The sequence below is a fragment of the Streptosporangium sp. NPDC050284 genome (genome assembly GCF_044459525.1).
GTDB lineage: Bacteria > Actinomycetota > Actinomycetes > Streptosporangiales > Streptosporangiaceae > Streptosporangium.
In genome coordinates this window covers 103,881-120,796 of sequence record NZ_JBITIZ010000008.1, presented here as the reverse complement: position 1 = coordinate 120,796, position 16,916 = coordinate 103,881, and the positions used below count along the sequence as shown (strand labels likewise).

The 16,916-nt window shown below is 69.3% G+C and carries 9 protein-coding genes; 7 read left to right on the top strand and 2 right to left on the bottom strand.

Annotated elements, in window-relative coordinates:
- Positions 1 to 2 precede the first annotated feature (2 nt).
- The 3 genes from ACIBH4_RS20140 to ACIBH4_RS20130 all read left to right on the top strand — a co-directional run bounded on the left by ACIBH4_RS20140 (position 3) and on the right by ACIBH4_RS20130 (position 4,125).
- The gene (locus ACIBH4_RS20140) at positions 3 to 1,316 is read left to right on the top strand and encodes a phosphotransferase (RefSeq protein ID WP_362507596.1); all 1,314 of its coding nucleotides are present in this window, start codon (positions 3 to 5) and stop codon (positions 1,314 to 1,316) included.
- Between the two features lie 174 nt (positions 1,317 to 1,490).
- Positions 1,491 to 2,534 carry an ankyrin repeat domain-containing protein gene (locus tag ACIBH4_RS20135; RefSeq protein WP_362507593.1) on the top strand — a complete coding sequence of 348 codons (1,044 nt, stop codon included), beginning with the start codon at positions 1,491 to 1,493 and terminating at the stop codon, positions 2,532 to 2,534.
- A gap of 214 nt (positions 2,535 to 2,748) precedes the next feature.
- Complete coding sequence (locus ACIBH4_RS20130) at positions 2,749 to 4,125, top strand: xylan 1,4-beta-xylosidase (RefSeq protein ID WP_362507590.1); 1,377 nt, start codon at positions 2,749 to 2,751, stop codon at positions 4,123 to 4,125.
- Positions 4,126 to 4,271: 146 nt separating this feature from the next.
- Here the strand turns inward: ACIBH4_RS20130 and ACIBH4_RS20125 are convergent, their stop codons facing one another.
- Positions 4,272 to 5,627 carry a serine hydrolase domain-containing protein gene (locus ACIBH4_RS20125; protein WP_399172562.1) on the bottom strand — a complete coding sequence of 452 codons (1,356 nt, stop codon included), beginning with the start codon at positions 5,625 to 5,627 and terminating at the stop codon, positions 4,272 to 4,274.
- Positions 5,628 to 5,909: 282 nt separating this feature from the next.
- Here ACIBH4_RS20125 and ACIBH4_RS20120 point away from each other — a divergent pair, with 282 nt between their 5' ends.
- A complete protein-coding gene (locus tag ACIBH4_RS20120) occupies positions 5,910 to 6,107 on the top strand; it encodes a hypothetical protein (protein ID WP_362507587.1) in 198 nt (65 codons plus the stop codon).
- A 48-nt stretch (positions 6,108 to 6,155) separates the two neighbouring features.
- Here ACIBH4_RS20120 and ACIBH4_RS20115 read toward each other — a convergent pair whose 3' ends face one another.
- Positions 6,156 to 7,301, bottom strand: a complete 1,146-nt coding sequence (locus tag ACIBH4_RS20115; RefSeq protein WP_362507584.1) for an epoxide hydrolase family protein — start codon at positions 7,299 to 7,301, stop codon at positions 6,156 to 6,158.
- Positions 7,302 to 7,363: 62 nt separating this feature from the next.
- On the opposite strand from ACIBH4_RS20115, the gene ACIBH4_RS20110 reads away from it, so the two are divergent.
- From ACIBH4_RS20110 to pglX, 3 genes are all read left to right on the top strand, one after another.
- Positions 7,364 to 8,317, top strand: coding sequence for a transcriptional regulator (locus ACIBH4_RS20110; RefSeq protein WP_362507581.1), 954 nt, complete (start codon positions 7,364 to 7,366; stop codon positions 8,315 to 8,317).
- A gap of 114 nt (positions 8,318 to 8,431) precedes the next feature.
- Positions 8,432 to 12,943, top strand: coding sequence for a BREX system serine/threonine kinase PglW (pglW, locus tag ACIBH4_RS20105; protein WP_362766392.1), 4,512 nt, complete (start codon positions 8,432 to 8,434; stop codon positions 12,941 to 12,943).
- Positions 12,940 to 16,863 (top strand): BREX-2 system adenine-specific DNA-methyltransferase PglX, encoded by a 3,924-nt coding sequence (gene pglX / locus ACIBH4_RS20100; RefSeq protein ID WP_362766394.1) that lies wholly within the window; start codon positions 12,940 to 12,942, stop codon positions 16,861 to 16,863. Before pglW ends, pglX begins: the two co-directional genes overlap by 4 nt.
- The last annotated feature ends 53 nt before the right edge of the window (positions 16,864 to 16,916 follow it).

Genomic DNA, 16,916 nt, shown 5'->3' with positions numbered 1-16,916 from the left:
CCGTGTTGACGGAGCTCCTTACCGGCTGGATCACCCATCAACGATGGTTCGCCGGTAAGGGGCGCCCAATCGACGATCTCGTCGTCGACTCGGACGTGGAGCTGTCACCACGCCTGCGCCATCTGATCATCTCCGTTCACCAGTCGGGGGCACGCGACCGCTACCAGTTGCTGCTCGGCAGCGAGGCGCCGGAGTGGGCCCGCTTCAAACCGGCCCACATCGGCGACGGCTACTACGACGCCGCCTACGACGCCGACCTCACCGCCGCCCTGCTCGAAGGCATGGCCGAAGGCCGCGACCTCGGTGCCCTCCGCTTCCGCCACCTCGAAGGGGTGGAGATCGACACCTCCAAGCGCAGCCTGGTCCTCGGCGCCGAGCAGTCCAACACCTCGCTGGTGTACGGCGAAACCTACATCTGCAAGCTGTTCCGCCGCCTGACCGCCGGGGTGAACCCCGAACTGGAGATCGTCACCGCCCTCGCCCTCCGCGACGGCACGCACATCGCCCAGCCGTACGGCTGGATCGAGACCGACCTCGACGGCGAGACCACCACGCTGGCGATGACCCAGGAGTTCCTGACGAACGCCAACGACGGCTGGGCCCTCGCCCTGGCCAGCGTCCGCGACCTGTACGGCTCCCTAGAACCCTCGGCCTCCGACGCGGGCGGCGACTTCAGCTCGGAGGCCTACCGCCTCGGCGTGACCACCGCCACCGTCCACCTGGAGATGGCCGCCGCCTTCCCGACCGACGTGATCGAGTCGCAGGAGGTCAAGCGGATGGTCGAGGAGTTCCGCCGCCGCCTGAACGTCGCGGTGGAGGAGGTGCCCGCGCTCGGCGAGCACGCCCACGTCGCCGAGGAGGCCTACCAGCGGGTCTCGGACGTGGCCGGGGAGATGCCCGTCCAGCGGGTCCACGGCGACTACCACCTCGGCCAGGTGATGCGCACCAACAACGACTGGATCATCCTCGACTTCGAGGGCGAGCCCGGCCAGCCCATCGCCGAGCGCCGCGCCCTGTCCTCCCCGCTGCGTGACGTGGCCGGGATGCTCCGCTCCTTCGACTACGCCGCCCGCCACCTGCTCGCCGACCACCCCAACCCCGACGAGCTCCACCCCCGCGCGGTGGAGTGGGCCGAACTCAACCGCTCCTCCTTCCTCGCCGGCTACTCCGCAGGAGGCGGCCACCTGCGCGCCGAGGACGCCGTCCTGCTGCGCGCCCTGGAACTCGACAAGGCCGCGTACGAGGTGGTCTACGAGTCCCGCAACCGGCCGACCTGGCTGCACATCCCGATGTCGGCCTTCCAACCGGGCCGCTAGGAGCTGTTCGGGGTTCGCTGGGCCGCACCTCGACTATGGTGGAGTCCACGGCGCTGGGGGCGCCTCCGGGTTCGCGGGCAGGACAGAGTCCACCTCACCGCAGCACAGCACTCAGTACGCCGACGATCTCCTATCGGCCCGGTACGCGGACCACCGGCTCGCCAGGGAGACGTCATGCCCCAGCTTCCCGACCGCCCCGACCTCGCCCAGCTGCGCCGCCAGGCCAAAGAGCTACTACGCGCGGCCCAAGCCGGCCAGGACGCCGCGAGTGCGCGCCTCGCCTCCATCACCGAGACTCCAACGCTGAACGCTGCCCAGCTGGCGATCGCCCGCAGCTACGGTTTTGCCGGCTGGGCGAAGCTGAAGACCGAGGTCGAGCGGCGCGACATTCTCAACCAGCGGGACCTGGCCCGGCTGCGGGCGCTGCTGGCCGCACACCCCGAGCAGGCGAAGCAGAGCCTGCGCAACTGGTGCGACCACCCCCGCGGGGCCAGCCCACTCGGCTACATCGCGATGCTGCGCTTCGACGCCACCCGTCGCGGCCTCGACGGGCCGCTGCCCCGCACCGGCGCCACCGCCCGCGCGCTGATCGAGGCCGGCGCGCCCGTGGACGGCGAGCCCGGCGAGCCGGAGACCCCCCTGATCACCGCGGCCAGCTACGGTGACGCCGAGGTCGCCGCCGTCCTCATCGAAGCGGGAGCCGACCTGGAGGCCACCGCCGCACCGCACGCGGGCGGCGTCCCGGGCGGCACCGCGCTGCTGCACGCGGCCGTCTTCGGCATGACCGACGTCCTGGACGTCCTGCTGGCGGCCGGCGCCCGTATCACCGGGCTCAGCGAGGCCGCCGCGGCCGGAGACGTGGAGGACTGGCTGCGGGCCGACACCCCGCCGGACGACCGCGTCCGCGCGCTGGCGATGGCCGCTGACCACCAGCGGCTGACGGTGATCGACCAGCTGCTGGAGGCGGGCACCCCGATCGACGCCGAAGACCTCCTCTACCGGCGCCAGGCGCTGCGCCTGGCCGCCTGCAACGGCCGAGCGGCCAGCGTGGAGCACCTGCTGCGGCGCGGCGCCGACCCGCACCTGCGCGACCCGGTCGAGCACCGCACGGCGCTGGAATGGTGCCGCCACTCCCGCCCGCACCCCGGCGCCGGCCCCGGCCATCACCAGGCCGAAGCCCTGCTGGAGGCCGCCCAGCACCACCGGCACGAGAAGTAGGACGATGGCGACCCGGGACCCGTCTCCGCGCCTCCAGCCGGCCGGTGTGACGAGACGGTCGGCGTCCCGCCCGCGAAGTCGGAGCCCGCGGAGGATGTTTCCGCAGGTTGGCCGGGATGCTTAACCCACGCACGGCATTCCTGTACGACGCTCTTACATCGCCTGTGGAACCCTCGGCGTGAAGCGGATGTCGAAGATCGGGCAGGATGTTCAGGTGCCAGCAGACAGCGGGAGATCCACAGGGCGACGTCCCGGCCGGGTGATCGCCATGGCGGTGGCCGTCGCGACGGCGCTGGTGGCGGCGGGGTGCTCCTCCACCGACACCGCCGACGAGGCGGTCCCCGTCGTACGGCAGTCCGCCACCCCACCCGCGGTGCTCGACACCGCGATCGGGAAGGCGCCGCCGGTCGACCCCGGGTGGCCCCGCTGGGGGCTCACCCACACGGGGGTGAGCGCCAACAACGTCACCGAGCAGTTCGAGCGGGTCGTGGCCGGGACGCTCGCCAGAACCCCGATGCTGCAGAACCAGCACATCATGGGATTCGGAGCGCTCAACCCCCAGCCCCGCCCGAAAGAGTTCTACTGGGAGGACCTCGACAGCAGGACGAACCTCATGAGGCTGTCCGGCGGCACGCAGATCATGACGCTCTGCTGCGCCCCCGACTGGATGAAGGGCGGACCAGAGGGCCCGACCACGGACGTGGGCTGGAGCGAGCACCTGGAGGACGCCCCCTACCCCAAGCACTTCGACGACTTCGCCAAGCTGTCGGCGGCCGTCGCCACCAAGTATCGCGACGTCAAGTACTTCATGGTCTGGAACGAGTTCAAGGGCTTCTGGAAGGACCACTCCAAGCCCGCGGACTTCAAGGGATACACCGAGCTCTACAACAAGGTCTACGACGCGGTGAAGGCGGTCCGGCCCGACGCCATGGTCGGCGGTCCCTATCTCGGCTTCGACAGCAACAGGACAGGAAAATCCGAGCTGCGGGGGCCGTGGGGGGTCGTCAACCAGAACGCCCTGGACGCCTTCGAATACTGGTTCAAGAACAAGAAGGGCGCCGACTTCGTCGTGGTCGACGGCGCCTCGCTGACCGACGCCCACGAGATGCTGCCCGACGCGTTCGGCGCGCTGGGCAAGTTCAGCGCGGTCACCACCTGGCTGCGCGAGAAGACCGGCGACATGCCGGTCTGGTGGTCGGAGTGGTACTTCGTTCCCGAGGACAAGACCACCTGGCCCGAGCCGATGCGGCTCGCCGTCCAGGCCGCCTCGATGATCGAGTTCGCGAAGAGCGGTGCCGCCACGGCGCTGTACTGGAATCCGCAGACCAAGGAGGGCGCCTGCCAGGGGTGCATGTGGGACCCGCGGACCGGCGCCGAACTGCCGACCGGCAAACTCATCGCCGACTTCACCACCTGGTTCCCCGCCGGAGCCGAACTGGAGCCCGTCACCTCCTCCGACCCCGGCGTCCGGGTGCTCGCGCAGCCTCGGCGGCTGCTGATGGTCAACACCGTCGACGCGAAGATCACCACGACCGTGGACGGCAGGTCGTTCACCCTGCTCCCCCACGAGATCAAGTGGAGCGACCGCTAGTACTGTCATGCTCATTCGGCGTAGTTGTGCTGGCGCACGGTGGGATACCGGGCATGCAGGGTTTCGATGTCCAGGAAACCAGTCGCCCATCGATGATCGATCAGAGTCCGAACCGGACCGACACCTGAGAGCCCAGCTGATGTCACCTACGCGACGTCGGGCCGTGTCATCAGCGGCGACCGCAAATGCAACGCCAGACCAGGTCCGGTCAGGGGCACGATGTTCCACGTCGCGACCGCTGTGCCCGCTTCGGCGTCGACCACCAGCCGGACCCGGTGCGGGGTGGTGATGAGGTAAAGGTCGGCGACGAACGTGTCGCCCTGCCAGGCGCCGGCCGCGACGACGGGGCGGCCGAGCGGTGAGCTTTCCCGCCATCGGCCGTGGCCGACCTCGACGTCGAGGGACGACCCGATTCCCAGGAGCCACCCACCGTCCACGGGATGGACGGTCACCGTGGTCGCATCGGGCAGGGCCGAGTCTTCGGCGGAGGCGTCGAGCCTCGCCCTGACAGAACGCTCCGGGGCGGCCGAGCCCGGCACTGGCGCGAGTGACAGCCGCCGCAGCCGATCGGTGAGGATCTCATCGTCGCGGGTGCTTCCCGCGCCGTCCATGCCGGGCAGCAGACACTCCCACAAGGCGTCGAACACGGCTTGTGCCTGCGTATTGGCGCCAGTCACGACGACCACGAGATCGTGCGACGGGACGACCACGCAGAGCTGGCCGAAGGAGCCGTCACCGTGGTAACCGTGACGCGACATCCAGAACTGGTAGCCGTAACCGCGAAGGTAGTCGGCGTTCCCCGACCCGTCTTCGAATGGCAGGGTGTCAATGTGCCGTCTGGTCGCGAGCCGCACCCATTCGCGCGGGACGAGCCGCCGATCGCCCCACAGGCCGCCGCGCAGCAGCAGTTCGCCGAAGGCGGCGACGGCCTCGGTCGTGAGATGCAGCCCGTGGAATCCGAAGGCGGCACCACTGGCCACCCGGTCCCATTCGGCGTGCTCGACGCCCATCGGCGCGAAAAGGCGCTCATCGAGAAATTCCGGCAGGCCGCGGCCGGTGACCCGTTCCACCATCCGGGCCAGGACGAAGGTGGTCGGGTTGTCGTAGGCGTGCCGTGTTCCCTCGGCCTTGGAAAACGGTACGCGCAAGAAGCCCTTCACCAGGTCGTGCGGTTCCAGTCGCCAGGCCTCGGCGAGGCTGTCGGTGCGGTGTCCGGTCGTCATGGACAGCAGGTGGTGAACGGTGAGGCGGCGTGCCTGCTCGGAGATGTCGGCCGGGACGTGGTCGGGCAACACCTCCACCACCCGATCGTCCAGCGAGAGCAGACCGTCGGCGATCGCGAGCCCCACGGCGACCGAGGTGAACGACTTGGTCAGCGAGTAGAGAAGGTGCGGGCGCTCGGCCGAGTACGGTGCCCACCAGCCTTCGGCGACGACGTGACCGCGGCGTACGACCATGATGGAGTGACACTCGACGGATCGTGCCTCTAGCCGGTCCAGCAACGCGGTGATCGAACGGGATGACATCCCCGAGGCGGCCGGTGTCGACCGTGGCAGCAAGACGCGTTGAGCAGGCATCCCGGCACCCTAACAAGGCTCCATAAACCATTGCATCTTATATAAGGCCAGGTCATTCGTCTGGAACTGGGCCGCCCCGGCAAAGTTGGAGACTGGATCGCTTGGGTCTCGATCGCCAGGCCGGTGCCGGCGGTTGATCGGTGGAACGTCTCCTCGTACTCGGCCGGAGGAACGTTCCCGCAGTGACGTTTTCTCAGTGAGTTTCAATTGATCCGGCGATGCTCGAAGTGGACAAGGACGAGGGCGGCGCGCACGAGGTCGCCGAGCCGGCTAGACGAGGTCAAGATCGATGACTGGCTCGGCGCTCCCGGCGGCCCCGCCCGTCTGGGCCGCCCACCCAAACTGACCGATGCCGAACTGCTCACCGTGGCCCTCGCCCAGGCCCTGCTCGGTATCCGCTCCTAGCCTTCGGACGTCGCCCGGAGCACCGGCGGCCGGACACATTCCGTATCGTCAGCGGACCTTACGGAAGAACGTCCGGACGTCGTCGACCAGCAGGTCGGGGGCCTCCATCGCGGCGAAGTGGCCGCCCCGGTCGAACTCCGACCAGTGGATCACGTTGTGCTCGCGTTCGGCGACACGCCGGATCCCGCCGTCGCCGGGGAAGACCGCGACCCCGTGCGCGATCTCCGAACGCTCGACCGGCGTCCCCCACTGTGCCGAGCCCTCCTTGTAGAGCCGGGCGGACGAGGCGGCGGTGCGGGTCAGCCAGTAGATCGTCACGTCGGTGAGCATCTGGTCACGGTCGACCGCCTCCTCAGGCAGGTCGTGCGCGGGGTCGGTCCACTCCTTGAACTTCTCCACGATCCAGGCCAGCTGGGCGGCGGGGGAATCGTGCAGGCCGAAGGCGACGGTCTGCGGCCGGGTGGCCTGGAGGATCGCGTAGCCGGAGCGGTCGTTGTCGGCGTAGATCATCATGCGGGCCTGCTCGGTCTCGGTGAGGCCCTCCATCTCGGCCGGGTCGAAGGTCGGGAAGCCGAGCGCGCCGTTGACGTGCACGCCGACCACCCGGTCGGGAGCGACGCGGCCGAGCTCCGGGGAGACGACCGAGCCACTGTCGCCGCCCTGGGCGCCGTAGCGCTCGTATCCGAGGCGGCTCATCAGCTCGGCCCACGCGCGAGCGACCCGGTGCAGGTCCCAGCCGGTCTCGCGGGTCGGGCCGGAGAAGGCGAAGCCGGGTATGGACGGGGCGACGACGTGGAAGGCGTCGGCGGGGTCGCCGCCGTGTGCGCGGGGGTCGGTGAGCGGGCCGATCACCTTCGTGAACTCGACGATCGAGCCGGGCCAGCCGTGGGTGAGGACGAGCGGCAGCGCGTCCGGCTCGGGGGACCGCACGTGCAGGAAGTGGATGTTCTGGCCGTCGATCTCGGTGGTGAACTGCGGGTACTCGTTGAGCGCCGCCTCGTGCTTTCGCCAGTCGTACCCGCTGCGCCAGTACTCGGCCAGTTCCCGCACGTACGAGACCGGGATGCCGTACGACCAGCCGACGCCGGGCAGCTCGTCGGGCCAGAGGGTGCGCGCCAGCCGGTCGTGCAGGTCGTCGAGCGCGGACTGCGGGATATCGATGCGAAACGGAGCGATCTCCGTGGTGAACGTCATGGTGATCACGCTAGGGAGGGGTTAGGACAGGACCGGTCCTAGGAGTACGGCAATCTGGGGGCATGTTGGAGACATCGGCCCGGTTGCTCAGACTGCTCTCGCTCCTGCAGACCCATCGGGAGTGGGCGGGCGCGGAACTGGCGGAGCGGCTCGGCGTGACCACGCGAACCGTACGCCGTGACGTCGGGCGGCTGCGCGAGCTGGGCTATCCCGTGCACGCCACCGCGGGCGCGCCCGGCTACCGGCTCGGCGCGGGCACGGACCTGCCGCCGCTCCTGTTGGACGACGACGAGGCGGTGGCGGTCGCGGTGGGGCTGCGAACGGCGGCCGGGAGCTCTGTGTCAGGGATCGAGGAGACCTCCGTGCGGGCGCTGGCCAAGCTGGAGCAGGTGCTGCCGTCCCGGCTCCGGCAGCGCGTGCACGCGCTGCGGTCGATGACCGTGCCGATGGGACGGGCGGGTTCGGCGGTGGACCCGGCGTCCCTGAGCGCGATCGCCGCCGCCTGCCGCGACCACGAGACCCTGCGGTTCGACTACCGGACGCACGACAGGCAGGAGAGCGTCCGCGCCGCCGAGCCCTACCGGCTCGTCCATTCGGGGCGGCACTGGTATCTGCTGGGCTGGGACACCGGCCGGGCCGGCTGGCGCACCTATCGGATCGACCGCCTGAGCCTGCGGACGCCGAACGGGCCGCGATTCGTGCCTCGCGATCCGCCCGACCCCGACCTGGCGGCCTACATGTCCCGGTCGATCTCCAGCGCGCCCTATCGGTACCAGGGTCGTTTCACGATGTACGCTCCGGCCGAGGTCGTCGCCGAGCACATGCCGGCCACGATGGGGGCGATCGAGCCGATCGACGAGCGGTCCTGCACGTTGTCCAGCGGCTCGAACGACCTCGACGAGCTCGCCGTCTGGGTCGCGCTGATGGACATCGGCTTCGAGGTGCACGAGCCGCCCGAGCTCGTCGACCGCATCCGCGCCCTCTCCACCCGCCTCGCCGCCGCCACCCCCACCTGATGGGAGTCGGCTCACTGTAAGCAGCCCGTTATCGAAGTCCCCCGGCTCGGCGGGGTCCGCGATCTACCCTGGTGCACAGCCACGCAGACCCCCACTGCCTTGGAGATCCTTAACGTGCTAGAAGGCCGTTGGACCACGATCACGCCTTCCCAGTACCAGCACGAGCGCGAGGCCCTGGAACACGTCCGCTCGGGGCTGCCCGACGCGGAGCCGTACCGTGCCTGGTCGAACTTCACCTTCACCGCCAACACCGGGCACGTCCGCGAGGTCGACCTGTTCGTGGCCGCGCCCGCCGGGCTCTTCCTCATCGAGATCAAGAGCCTGCACGGGCGGCTCGGCGCGAGCGGCGCCAACTGGGTGCAGACGGCCGGCGGCCGCACCCGCTATTTCGACAATCCGCTGCACCTGGCCGACTCCAAGGCCAAGCAGCTCAAGTCGCTGCTGCAGCAGGCCGCCGGACACCGGGTGCGGATCCCCTACATCCACGCCGCCGTCTTCCTCTCCGTGCCCTCGCTGGAGGTGGAGCTGCCCGACCAGCACCTCACCGGGGTCTACGGGCCGGAGAACGGCCGGCTACCGAAGATCCTGTCGGACCTGCTCACGGCGGCACCCCGCGACCAGCGCCGCCGCATCACCCCGGAGATCTCCCGGCCGCTCGGCGGCTGGCTGCACAAGGTGGGGATCGCCAAGAGCCGCTCCCACCTCCAGGTGGGGGCCTGGGAGCTGGAGCCGCGCCCGTTCGACGCCGGGCCCACCTGGGAAGACCACCTGGCCACGCACCGCGACATCGACGCCGAGAAACGCCGCATCCGCATCTATCTGGTCGAGCGCAACGCCGACGAGGACATGCGGGCCAGCATGGGCCGGGCGGCCCGCCGCGAGGTGCTGGCCCTGCACGGCATCAGCCATCCGGGCATCGTGCGGGTCGACACCTTGGAGCAGCACGAGATGGGCCCGGCGCTCATCTTCCGGCACGACCCGCGCGCCATGCGCCTGGACCACTACATCGGCGAGTACGGCCCGCGCCTCGACCTGCTCACCCGGCTCAACCTGATCCGCCAGCTCGTCGAGGCGGTGTCGTACGCCCACGGGCGGCACCTGCATCACCGGGCGCTGTCGGCGCGCAGCGTGCTGGTCACGCCGGGCCGCGCGCCCAGGGACGCGCGGGAGCAGGGCTGGCTCAACCCGCAGCTCCAGATCAGCGACTGGCAGACCGCCACCCGGGGTGAGGGCACCGACGGCTCGACCCCGGGGATGAGTTCCAGCAGCCATGTCGGCCAGCACATGGAGGCGTCCGCCCAGGCGTACCTGGCCCCGGAGCTGAACACGCCGAGCCCAGACCCGGTGGCGCTCGACGTGTTCGGCCTGGGCACCCTGTCCTACCTGCTGCTCACCGGCCTGCCCCCGAGCGACCGTCGGGCCGACCTCCTGGCCCGGCTGTCGAAGGAGAACGGCCTGCGCCCCTCGACGGTCGCCGACTCGGTGACCGGGTTCATGGACGAGCTGGTCCAGGCCGCCACCGCACCGGTGCCCGTACAGCGGCTGACCAGCGTGGCCGAGTTCCTGGAGATGTTGGAGGTCGTCGAGGACGAGGCGACCGCCCCCGAGTCGGTGCACCCCGCCGACGAGCAGCCGGGAGACGACCTCGATCCGCTGGAGGCCAGGCAGGGCGACGTGATCGGCGGCGAGTGGCGGGTGGAGAAGCGGCTCGGCACCGGCTCCACCTCCCGTGCCCTGCTGGTGACGAACCTGCGGAGCGAGAAGCTGGAGGTGCTCAAGGTCGCCCTGTCGGACGAGAAGGCGGCGAGGCTGGACCACGAGGCGTCGGTGCTGCGCGACCTGCGCGACGACTCGCGCGTCATCAAGCTGGTCCGCCCCGAGCCGGTCCGGATCGGCGACCGTACCTGCATCGTGCTGGAACACGCGGGCGAGCACACCGTCGCCCGCAAGATCCGCGAGCAGGGCGCGCTCACCCCCGACGAGCTGGAGACCTACAGCGACTACCTGTTCGGCGCGCTGGACTTCCTGGAGGGCGAGGGCGTCACCCACCGCGACATCAAGCCGGACAACATCGCGATCAGGGTCCGCCCGAACCGTACCCGCCAGCTCGTCCTCTTCGACTTCTCGCTGGCCGGCATCTCGGTCAGGGAGATCGAGGCGGGCACCCCGTACTACCTCGACCCCTTCCTCGGTACGGCGAAGCGGACCGTCTACGACGCGCACGCCGAGCGGTACGCGCTCGCGGTTACCCTGCACCAGATGGCCTCCGGTGAGCTGCCGGCCTGGGGCGACAACGCGACCGAGCCCCGTTACACCGAGGGCCCGCCCACCCTGGCCGCCGAGGCGTTCGACCCGTCCGTCAGGGAGGGGCTGGTCGAGTTCTTCCTGCGGGCGCTGCACCGCGAGGCACGGCAGCGGTTCGAGTCGCTCAAGGACATGCGCAACGCCTGGTTCCAGGTGTTCCGGCGCTCGGACGCGGTGCCGCCGGTGGGTTCCGGGCACCCGGGCGACCTGCCCGCCGAGGAGGTCACCGCGGAGGAGGCGCGGGACGCCGCCGCGCTGGCCGCCACCCGCGCGACCGTGCTGGAGACCGCCGGGCTGACCTCCCGCGCGGTGTCGACGGCGCACCGGCTGGGCGCCACCACGGTCGGCGACCTGCTGAGCCTCCCTTCCAAGACCCTGTTCACCCTCCCCGGTCTCGGCGCCAAGACCCGCCAGGAGCTCCAGCGCCGGATCCGTGACTGGCGGACCCGGCTCGACGAGAGCGAGCCGATCACCACCGGCGAGCGGGTCGCCGCCCGCGAGGAGGCCGCCGCGCTGGACGGCGACGACGAGGTGGTGCTCAGCCGGATCGGCCTGGACACCGTCGCCGCCCTGCTCGTCCCCGAACGGCACAAGAACGGCCGCAACGCGGGCGAGGTGGAGGCCATCCGGCTGCTGCTGGGGCTGCCCGACTCCACCGGTGCGCTGCCCGGCCTTCCGCCGTGGCCGCGTCAGGAGGCGGTGGCCACGGCGGTCTCGGTGACGAGGGGCCGGGTCGCCCAGATGCTCACCCGGCAACGCGACCGGTGGTACACGGAACCGGTGATCCGCAGCGTCCGGGACGAGGTGCTGGAGCTTCTCGCCCAGAGCGGCCGGGTGATGGCGGTGGCCGAGCTGGCCGAGGCGGTCCTCGCCGCCCGGGGTTCCAGCCGCACCGATCCGGCGCTGCGCCGGGCGCTCGCCCTGGCCGCCGTACGGGCGGCGGTGGAGATCGACCCGGTCGTGAAGGAGCCCGAGGAGCCCCGGCTGCTGCTCCGCCGCCACGACGACCGCCACGGTGACCACAGCGGTGACCGCCGCGGTGACCGGCAGGGCGAACGGGCGGGTGACCGGCTGATGGTGGCGCTGGAGGTCGGGGCGGACGACTCCCCCGACACCCCGGCGGCCACGGCACTGCTCGACTACGCCGACGCGCTGGGCGAGGCGGCCGACCGGCTGGCCGCCCAGGAGGTGCTGCCGATCTCGGCGGCGGTCCTTCGCGAGCTGCGGGCGGTACCCGTTCCCGGCCAGGCCCCGCTGCTGGAGGACCGCCGCCTGGTCCAGCTCGCCGCCGCGGCCTCGCTGCGGGCCGCGGCCACCTCCCGGCTGGAGATCTATCCGCGCGACCTGGACCCGGTGCGGGCGCTCCGGCTCACCCAGGCGGGCGTGATACCGCTCGGCGGGGGCGACGGGCATCCCACGGGGCTCAGACCCGAGCAGGTACGCGAACGGGTGCGGGCCCGTTTCCCCGCGCTCGCCCCGCTTCCCGGCCATCCGCGCCTGGACACGCTGCTCCGCGACGCCGGTTTCGACATCCGCTGGCGGGACGGCCGGTACGTCCCGCCGCAGTCGCCGGACTCGGTCTCCGGCACGGTCATCCGGCGCCGGTCCACCCGTACCGGGGCGTCGCGCTGGACGGCGGCCACTCCCGAACTGGCCGAGGCGCTCCGCACCGAGGAGCGGCTCACCTCGGCCGGACAGGGCGGCTTCCGCGCGCTGACCGTGGGCCTGACCGGGTACGAGCGGGGCCGCCGTGAGCTGATCGGCCGCTTCGCCGCCCTGCCGGTGAACGTGACCGGCCTCTTCGTCGCGGCACTGCACGAGCTGATCGATCCCCGGCCGCTGCCGACGTGGCAGACCGTGCTCGGTGCCGACCTGGCCGAGCCGGGCAGCAGGGGCGCGCTCAAGCTCGCCGAGTACGCCCGCGACGCCTGGGAACTGGTCGCTCCGCGCCTGGACGCGCTGTTGCCGGACACCCCGTTCCCCGACACCCCGCATCCGCGGAGCTCGGATCCGGACTCCGGGCGCCGGGAGACCGGGCACACCGGTCCTGGGCACCCTGGCTCCGGGCGCGCCGTGGGCCCGCTGTTGCTGCACGACGCCGCGGCCGCCGCCAGGTACGACGGGCTGGGGGTGATCCGGCGCCTCGCCGGCCGGGCGCGGGCCGGTGGGTCGCCGGTCTGGCTGCTCTGCCCGATGACCGACCCGAACCGTTCGCCGAACCTGGACGGGGCGCTGACCCCGGCCCAGCTGCCGAACGAGTGGATCAAGCTGCCCGACGCCTGGGTGGCCAACCAGCACCGAAGTGGAGCGAGAGCGTCGTGATCGACCGCAAGGCACTGCTGGCCGACCTGCAGAAGCAGGTCAGGGAGCTGGAGAAGGACCTGCGGGACCAGGTGGAGACCGCCTCGGAGATCGTCGGCACCGGCGACGGCACGGCGAGGAGGGTCCGTGACCGGCTGGACGCCGAGTACCGGCTCGCGTTCCGGCTGGGCCGTACGGCGGCGACCTGGACCGCGTGGCGGGACGAGCGGGTCACCCAGGCCGCGGCGGCCTGGGTGCTCGGCACGGTCTTCGTCCGGTTCTGCGAGGACAACGGGCTGCTGACCTCGCCCTACCTCGCCGGTCCCTCGCCCGAGCGGATGGTCCTCGCCGAGGAGGCGCAGGAGGAGTTCTTCCGGGTCAACCCGGCCGAGACCGACCGGGGCTGGCTGCTCGCCGCGTTCGCCGAGATCGCGGACTCCCAGGCCGGCGCGCTGCTCTTCGACCGCAGGCACAACCCGCTCTACCAGATCCCGATCTCGCACGACGCGGCCAAGGAGCTGATCGGCTTCTGGCGACGGCGCGGCGAGGACGGGGTGCTCGTCCACTCCTTCGCCGTCGAGGACTGGGACACCCGCTTCCTCGGCGACCTCTACCAGGACCTGTCCGAGGCGGCCCGCAAGACGTACGCGCTGCTGCAGACGCCGGAGTTCGTCGAGGAGTTCATCCTCGACTACACGCTCACCCCCGCGATCGCCGAGTTCGGCCACGACGAGATCCGGATGATCGACCCCACCTGCGGGTCCGGTCACTTCGTGCTGGGCGCCTTCCACCGACTGCTGGACGAGTGGACCCGGCACGCGCCGATGCGGGACAGGCGCGAACTGGTGCGGCTGGCGCTGAAGGCGGTCCACGGGGTGGACCTCAACCCGTTCGCCATCGCGGTGGCCCGCTTCCGGCTCTTCATCGCGGCGCTGCGGGCCTCGGGCTTCACCACTTTGGCCGAGGCGAGAAACTACGAGTTCCCGCTGAACCTCGCCATCGGCGACTCGTTGATCAAGGCCCGCCAGCTCGCGCTGCCCACCATGGAGTCCGACGCCGCGATCCTGCACGGGGTCAGCGAACAGGGCAGGCTCTTCGCGGCCACCAACGAACAGGGTGACCTTTTCTCGCAGACCTACGAGGAAGAGGTCGCCGACCTCCCGAGAGACGAACTGGCCGACTTCGCTTACGCCACCGAGGATGTCCAGAATTTCCCGGGCATCCTGCGGCCGGGCAGCTACCACGTGGTCGTGGGCAATCCGCCTTACATCACGGTCAAGGACAAAAAGCTAAACGAGTTGTACCGCGATCTCTATAAAGCTTGCGCAGGCCAGTATGCACTCTCGGTGCCGTTCGCTCAACGCTTCTTCGAGTTGGCGCTGTCCGCGGAGAACGACGGCAGAGGCGCCGGTTACGTCGGCCAGATAACAGCCAACTCATTCATGAAGCGAGAATTTGGCCGTAAACTAATCGAAGAGTTTTTTGCCCACCAGGCTGAACTCACCCATGTCATCGACACATCAGGCGCATATATCCCAGGCCATGGCACCCCAACCGTAATTCTATTCGGCCGCAGCCGAAGGTGGAAGCGCTCTGAAACCATCCATATGGTCATGGGCATCAGTGGGGAACCCGGCCCCCCTCCAATTCCTGCCGAAGGCAAAGTATGGCAAGCCATCATCACTCAAATCGGCAACCCAAAATCAGAGTCAAAGTGGCTAAGCACTACAGACGCGAACAGGAAAGACCTCGCTCAATACCCTTGGAATCTGGGGGGAGGCGGCGCAGTCGAACTTCAGGAATTAATCGAATCTGCCAGTAGGCGAAAAATCTCGGACGTAGCGACAAGCGTAGGCCGCTCAACCGCAACCGGCGAAGACGAAATTTATTTTCTCCGTGACGAAGCCACCGCCCGAAGGCTCCGCGAGAGCGACTATGTCAGAGATCTTGTTGTAGGAGACACCGTCCGCGACTTCGTTATCTTCGACGCGGTCAAAGTCCGAAATCCCTATCTCGACTCGGCCAACAAGGTCAGCGTCCCTCCCTCCCATCCCCTTAGCACACGCAGCCTCTGGCCAGCTCGCACGCTCTTGTCGAGGCGAGTCATCTTCGGCAAGTCAATGCATGACCAAGGGCGCCCCTGGACAAGCCATCTGGAAAACTACTCCAGCAAGCTGACAACACCCTACGGGATCACCTTCGCTTTTGTTTCCACTCACAACCATTTCGCCTTTGATCGATTAGGTCGACTTTTCAATCGAACCGCACCTGTAATTAAATTACCAACAAAAGCTTCAGATGAAGAGTATTTCGAACTACTCGGAGTCTTAAACAGCTCAACAGCGTGTTTCTGGCTTAAGCAGATAAGCCAACCCAAAGGCGGGAGTGGCATTGGAAGGGGCGTGCAGGACGAAGCCTGGGAAAGCCGGTTTGAGTTTACGGGAACAAAACTGGAAGAATTCCCGATTCCACCTATGCCCCCAGTGGAACACGGGCGAGGACTGGATGTCTTAGCTCAACAACTTTCTTCAGTAAGTCCAGAGAAGGTGGTGACAAAAACACCAACTCGGGAGCAGCTAAAGCTCGCACGCGAGGAATGGCATTCAATTCGAGCACAGATGATCGCTTCCCAGGAGGAGTTGGACTGGAAGGTCTACTCGCTCTACGGGTTGCTGGATGACGAGATGACCGCTCCGGCGGAGGTCGTGCCGGAATTGAAGCTCGGGGAACGTGCCTTTGAGATCGTGCTGGCTCGGAAGATGGCGCGGGGGGAAGCAGAGACGCAGTGGTTCGTGCGGCATGGTTCGACGCCGATCACCGAGTTGCCCGAGCACTGGTCGGCCGAGTACAAGGCCGTGGTGGAGAAGCGGATCGCGTTGATCGAGACGTATCGGAACATCGGGCTGATCGAGCGGCCCGAGTGCAAGCGCCGCTGGGCCACCGAGGGATGGGACTCCCTCCAGGCGAAAGCCTTGCGCAACTGGCTGCTGGATCGGTGTGAGGCGCGAGAGCTCTGGTTCCACTACCTGGACGGGATGGAGCAGCCTCGAATGCTCAGCACCGCGCAGCTCGCCGACCTGCTCCGGCCCGATGTGGACTTCGTCTCGGTCGCCGAGCTGTACGCCCCCGGCAAGGACCTGGAGAAGGTGGTCGCCGAGCTGGTCGCCGACGAGCACGTTCCCTACCTCGCGCAGCTCCGTTACAAGGACTCCGGCCTGAGCAAGCGCGCCGACTGGGAGGACGTCTGGGATCGGCAGCGCCGGGAGGACGCGGCCCAGGCCGTCGCGGACGCGGCGAGGCAGGCGGCCGAGGAGCAGCGCAAGGTCATCGACGAGATCGAGAAAACCGAGCGCGAGCGGGCAGCGGACGAAAGGGCGGGCGAGGGAGCGGAGCGCGAGGCGAGCGGGGTCGCGAGCGAGACGGAGCGGGAGCGGGCCACCGCCGAGTGGGCCAGGCTCAAGGCCGAGCAGGCCAGGGCCGAGGCGGAGGTGAAGAGGATCCGGGACGCGATCCCGGTGCCGCCGAAGTACGGTTCGGGTGACTTCCTCAAGGTCTCGTACTGGCGTAACCGCGGCAAGCTCGACGTGCCGAAGGAGCGGTTCATCTCCTACCCGCACGCGTGCCGCGACGACGACCTGGTGCTCGGCTGGGCCGGCTGGGACCACAAGGAGCAGGCTCAGGCTCTCGCCACGGTCATCGTCGACCGGGAGCAGAACCACGGCTGGGGCGCCGACCGGCTGACCCCGCTGCTTGCCGGGCTTCGCGAGGTGCTGCCCTGGGTGCGCCAGTGGCACGACGAGTTCGACTACGTCTACGGCGCCAGCCCTGCCGACATCTACGAAGGCTTCCTCACCCAGACCCGCGACCGCCTGCACCTCGGCGACGACGACCTCACCACCTGGCGCCCCCCGAAGACGACCCGCCCTCGCAAGCAGCCCTGACCAGGCTCACGGGAAATGAGACACCGGTTCCTCTCGTACGTCGGCCACAGCCG

What these genes read in the sequence shown, in the direction of transcription:
- ACIBH4_RS20135 (WP_362507593.1), top strand. Translation starts at nt 1,491, where the DNA reads ATGCCCCAGCTTCCCGACCGCCCCGACCTCGCCCAGCTGCGCCGCCAG.
- ACIBH4_RS20115 (WP_362507584.1), bottom strand. Translation starts at nt 7,301, where the DNA reads ATGACGTTCACCACGGAGATCGCTCCGTTTCGCATCGATATCCCGCAG.
- ACIBH4_RS20110 (WP_362507581.1), top strand. Translation starts at nt 7,364, where the DNA reads ATGTTGGAGACATCGGCCCGGTTGCTCAGACTGCTCTCGCTCCTGCAG.